This window comes from Belliella buryatensis, assembly GCF_900188245.1.
In the GTDB taxonomy this organism is placed as follows: Bacteria; Bacteroidota; Bacteroidia; order Cytophagales; family Cyclobacteriaceae; genus Belliella; species Belliella buryatensis.
This window is the reverse complement of sequence record NZ_FZOK01000021.1, coordinates 29,522-35,184: the sequence shown is the minus strand read 5'-3', so window position 1 is coordinate 35,184 and position 5,663 is coordinate 29,522. Positions and strand designations below refer to the sequence as shown.

Here is a 5,663-nt window from a genome sequence, read left to right as displayed (position 1 = left end):
TCTTCAGAAAATCTCCTTTGGGAATTAATCCTTTTTCCAGTCTTTAACATCTAATTTAAGGGTTAAAAACGGTCAACCTATTTCAGGGAATGACAGCTCGCAAAGGACAGCTAAGGGGCAAAGGTCGCAGAGGAAAGAGGGAAAGACAATGGTTAATTGCCCCGAGGTGTCGGGGCTGTTTAATTGTGTAGGGGGGAACGAGGGAGAAGGTTAAAGGTTAAAGGGGGCTCGCAAAGGACAGCTAAGGGGCAAAGGTCGCAGAGGAAAGAGGAAAAGACAATGGTTAATTGCCCCGAGGTGTCGGGGCTGTTTAAGGGGATACGAAGGTTGAAGGGGAAAAGGTGAAAGCTGAAACTTTAAAGGGTTAACTGGTTGATTGGTTGATAAAGTTGAATAGGGGTTTAAATGGATCAAGAGATTAGTCGTGTAATTGATTAAAAGGTTAACTTGTTAAGAAGTCAAAACCTTTTTTAAGATTTCAAAATTCTTTTCTAGGGTATATTTTTCTTGAACGAGTTGATGTCCAGCTTTGCCGAAGGATTGGCGGAGGTGGGGATTGGTAAGGAGTTTTGTTAATGATTCAATCCATTCTTGGTCAGTGGTTGCAAGAAATCCATTTTCTTCATGTTTGACTACTTCTGTGTTCATGCCTATGGGTGAGGCTACTACTGGTAGACCACAAGCCATGTACTGAATAAGTTTGTAGGCGCATTTGCCTCGTTCCCAAGGTGAGTCTTCTAGGGGCATGATGCCGATATCCATTTGTTGAATAGAAGACACTTCTGTTTCTTCTGACCAGGCTCTTAATTCCAATTGACCGCTATAAGTTAATTCTGTTCTGTTGTCGTTGACTACCATTAGGACAAAGGGGCTTTTTTTGTTTACTTCCTCTAAGGTGGGTAAGATTTCTTTGAGGTATTTTAAGGTAGTTGGGCTTCCTATCCAGCCAATGATAGGTAGGGTATTTTCTTCTTTTGGAACTGAATTGTAACGATGGGAGTCTATGACTGTGGGTAGGTGTACAATTTGCCTGGCTCCTGCCCTTTCGGCTCTTTCTTGCAGGTATTTATTTCCTACTAACACTACCCTGGCACGCTTTATCACATGGTCGATTTTATTACCCATGGTACTTCTAACAAATGCATTTGGGGAGCGGTCATAGTTATGGAAAACTGCATCATCATAATCAACAAGGTAGCCATTTGCAGTTTTAGACAGTAAGTATTCTGCCCATGCTGGCAGAAATGGGAAAAGCTCTTTTTCTATAATGATGTGGTCGTATTTCGAAGCAGTAAAGAGTACTAGAACTCTTCTAAAATAGCAGAAAAGCACATTGAATATATTGGGTGTGGTTTTACTGTATATGGCATTTAGGTAGGCCTCATTGAAAAATGGGTGTACTGCAATTTCATCCCCTACTGCTTGCCATAGTGGCAGGTATTGAAATGTCCTCAATCTACTAGAGGCTCCCATACGGGGGTATTTGGGTAGAAAAAGTATTTTCAATGGGCTATTTTGTTTTTAGGGCAAGTTAAATAATGCTCTCGCAGATTTCGCGGATTTCGCGGATTTTTTTTTGGGGATGATTGGAGGGGAAAGGGGGCTCGCCAAGAACGGCTAAGGTGCGAAGGGCGGAAAGAAAAGGAGGAAATGAGGGGAAAGGATTTCTCGCAACGGGCGCAACGAAATGACGCGGCGAGCGCAACGGAGGTGTAGAGAGGAAAAAGGGAAAGGAGAAAAGGGATACCACGCCTGTCTGCCTCCGGGCAGGAATTATACGAATTGCACGAATCACACGAAGGGGGATTTTAGAAGTTTGAAATGTAGAGGAGGCCATTAAAAATGGATAATAGAGTTTGAAATGTTCTTGAATTTGGAGCGCTGAAGCGCTGGGATTAATACGAAGGGAAAGGGTGAGGGATGAAAAGAGAAAGGGTGAAGGTTTAAGGATGAGGAAAAAAATGTTTAATTGCCCTGAAGTGTCGGGGCTGCTTAACTGTTTAGGGGGGAAATGAGGAGAAAGGTTAAAGTGGAAAGAATAGGAAGAAGGAAGGGTTTAGGGAAAAGGTTAAAGGGAAAATGGGGTAAAACCGTCTGACGGTTAAGAGAGGGTCTTGAATTTAAACGGAAAGTAGTTGAACCGTCTGAGGGTTATTGCGGGACGTGGATTAACCGTCTGACGGTTTGGAAAGGGTTTTGAAAATTAACGATGGGTTGTTGAACCGTTTGACGGTTATGGGGGTGGTGAAATTGTCGGATAGGTTCTTTTTTTTGTTGTTGGGCATGAGAATTGGACTTATTGGATTTGATTGAGGAATATGGTGCAAAAAAAGCCATGGACTACATCATCAGAATTCCACTTGTCACTTTTGATATTTATGATGAATCAGAAGTGGATCAAAATTTTCAATTTGTTAAAGATGCCATTAAGGTTTCATCAGAGGTTCTCTACCAAGAGATTAAGGATTCTAATTATAGTAGCCTCTCTCCTACTCTTAAAATGAAAGTATATAAATACTTGCTAAGAGGTAAATATAGGGGAACTCCTTTTGGCAAGTGGGTTGGAAGTGGTTTAGGTGTGTTTGGAGAAAGTCATTTGTTAGAAATTAAGCAGGTTAATTATCATGTATGTTCAACGGGCAATGAAGGTGAATTACATTCGAGAAAGCATCAATCCAAGTCTAGTAGCTATATTCTCAATCCTGGTTTTAAGGCCTATGATGGGTACTATATCTGTGATCAATTTTCTGAGCAAGCCGAAAAGTGGGAAAATATGTTTATTGGTGCGCATCCAGTAGTTGCATTTATCTATCAGTATTTTCAACAGCAAGAGTCTCTCACTTTCAGGCTTTTTAAGACTTGGTTTAAGGATGTCATTGAGTCTGAAATTCAATCTTATTGGGATAATTTGATTGCATCTGGAATTTTGGTTTCAGCTTCATATAAGGTCACTTTGAAGAAGGAAGATAGTTGCTATGTGGATAGCTATGTGGAAGGGAATTTTGAGCTCCCAGTCAGTATAAAGAATAGTCTTGATCATGTCAGTAATGAAATTGGAGGTCTTTTCAAGCTATATAATACTACTTACATGTCCAGATTTTTGGAACTATTTCATCAAAATTTTGATGATAGGGCGGTTGATTTGATAAAAATATTCGACCCGATACATTCCTTGGGGGAGTTTGTTGGAAAGGTGATAAATATTCCAACCGAAAGAGATCATGATCTTTTGAAAAATAGGGTAATGCTTGAGCTTTGTAAGGGCAGTCTGGAAGTTGATTTGAAAGCAATTAGTCCAACATCTGCAATAACTGATTGTAGGTCTATGACATATATGTTTAAGGTGAACCAAAATCAGGAAATCATTATAGAAAATATGGTATGTAATAAGCCACTCGTATATCTTGGAAGGCATGATAAAATTAAATTACTGCGAAAATATGGAGAGAAGATAGTCAGAGAGCTTTATGATAATTCTAAGGTCATCTATGCTGAAATTGAAATCAGTGAAAAAGACCATTTTAGGCAATTGATGAATCATCAGCCATACACTCCTTATGTTATCAGTTGCATTAGCCAAAGTGCGGAAGAAGGATATATTCCTCCTGATCGATTATTGATTGGGCTAGTTGATCAAGAGGTGGTATTGTTTGATAAAAAATTAAAGAGACGAGTCATTCCAATTATTAGCCACCCCCTTTCGGGCCTTTATATTAGTCATCCCATAAGTAAGCTTATGTGGGAAATAGCTAATCAAAATTTGCCTCAGTTTCAATTTTATAGGGAAAAGGCTTTTACAGGATTAAATTACATTCCTAGACTCAGGTGGGGAAATGTGATCTTACAGCCAAGAAAATGGAAGCTTCATGAAGATGTTGTAACATCGACTGATGAGCTTAGGTCATTACTGCAAACCTTAAATATTCCAAATCAAATCTTGGCTGGACTTATGGATCTGGAATTGAGTCTTGACTGGAGTAAGACTTGGGATTTGGATATTTTATTTCAAGAGCTAAAAAAGGTGAAGGCAATAGAGGTGAGAGAAAATCTTTATCAAGGCCTTAGGTGTACTCAGGAAGACCCCATGTATCCACAATATATTTATACCCATGCCTATCAGGTAAACAAAGACTCTTCTCTTAAAATGTCAAAATTGAATCCTGTAGAAAGGAAATCTGAATCATGGTTGTATTTTAAAATTGAAATACCGGAGGATTTGGGGAAGTATTTTCTAAGTGTGGTTTGGGCAAAGATTTTTGAATCAGTATTTAAGAATGAAGATGACAGGCAATGGTTTTACCTGCATTATTATAATCCTAATCATGAACTTAGGATTAGAGTTGAATTAAAAGAAAAAGAAGAGCGAAGCTACTTGATAAATCAAATTTTTGGGGCAGTAGTCAGGAGGATGGCTGGTTCCAAAATCAGTCTTTGCGACTATTATCCTGAGACTCGCAAATATTCCAAGGAGGATCTTTCAATTAGTGAAAACCTATTTTCTTTGGAATCTAGTTTGGTGTTTGAAAGTATTGCCAAATCTTATCTATTGTCAGGGCCAATATTAGGTTTTAGTGCGGAAAGTATTTTGATTTTTATGCTTAGGATATGGATTCCTTTGGTAGGGAAAGATAGTTTATGGGATGTATTAAAGCGACATATTCATGGTATGATTCGGGGAATAGATAAACCTGATTTTGTTGACATGAGACAGGTGTATTCATCAAGTATTCAAGGTAATCTTGAGGAAAGCATTGAAATTGAATCCTTCGCTATCAATTACCAAAAGATATTGGAGACACATTCTTTTTATCATAGGCCAAGGAAATGCAAGGATTTTATATTGAATCATATTCATATGATGTGTAATCGATTCTTTCTACATGAATCTAGTTATTACGAGACGCTGTTTATTTATTGTCTTTATCGAGAACTTGGGAAGAGGAGGTTTAAGGGAGTTAGGGAAAAGGGAAAAGGGGCTCTCGAATAGAGCTAAGGGGCAAAGAATGAAGAGGGGAAAGGGAAAAGGTTAAAGGGGAAAGGAGAAAGGAGGAAGGAGGAAGGGTGAGGGAAAGAATGTTTAGCTGCTTAACTGCTTAACTGTTTAGGGGGAAGGGGCTTAGTTATTAAGTTGGTTGAATTAATTAGGGAAAAGGGAGGAAGGATGAAGGGGTACAAAGTACAATCCGCCACGGCGGACGAGTTGAACCAAGTAAAGGAGGAAAGAAAAAGGGAAAAGATAAAAGGTTAAAGGGGAAAGGAAACCACGAATTGCACTAATTACACGAAATAGGCTTTTAGGAGTTTAAGATGCCCCGAGGGGTCGGGGTGGTGAAGTAAAGAATTTGGGGTTGGAATGTTTTTGAATTTGGAGTGCTAGAGGGCTGGGATTGACGCGAATGTCTCTAGATGATTAAAAAATAGTCATAATATGGTTGGAGGTTTATTATAGTGAGAGGGGCTTTTGGGTATAGATGCATTATTCTTTTACTTTTTCCATTGATGAAAAAGTAACAAAAAATCTAGGCCTGAATTGATGCTTTTAAATTGGGATTAAAAAGTCTTATTCAAAATATGGTATATGACCCAATTTAATTTTAAGCCAATTGTTCCAACCTAAAAATGGATTGATCTCGCTGCAAGCTTCGCGAGCTAACCCATTTTCT

2 protein-coding genes are annotated in these 5,663 nt (G+C 38.8%); one reads left to right on the top strand and one right to left on the bottom strand.

All coding sequences use genetic code 11. The features are described 5' to 3' along the window. Window positions 1-450: 450 nt before the first annotated feature. Window positions 451-1,473 (bottom strand): glycosyltransferase family 4 protein, encoded by a 1,023-nt coding sequence (locus CHB66_RS16255; protein WP_089242469.1) that lies wholly within the window; start codon window positions 1,471-1,473, stop codon window positions 451-453. Between the two features lie 826 nt (window positions 1,474-2,299). On the opposite strand from CHB66_RS16255, the gene CHB66_RS16250 reads away from it, so the two are divergent. Continuing rightward, complete coding sequence (locus CHB66_RS16250) at window positions 2,300-4,987, top strand: lantibiotic dehydratase (protein ID WP_141107412.1); 2,688 nt, start codon at window positions 2,300-2,302, stop codon at window positions 4,985-4,987. Window positions 4,988-5,663 lie beyond the last annotated feature (676 nt).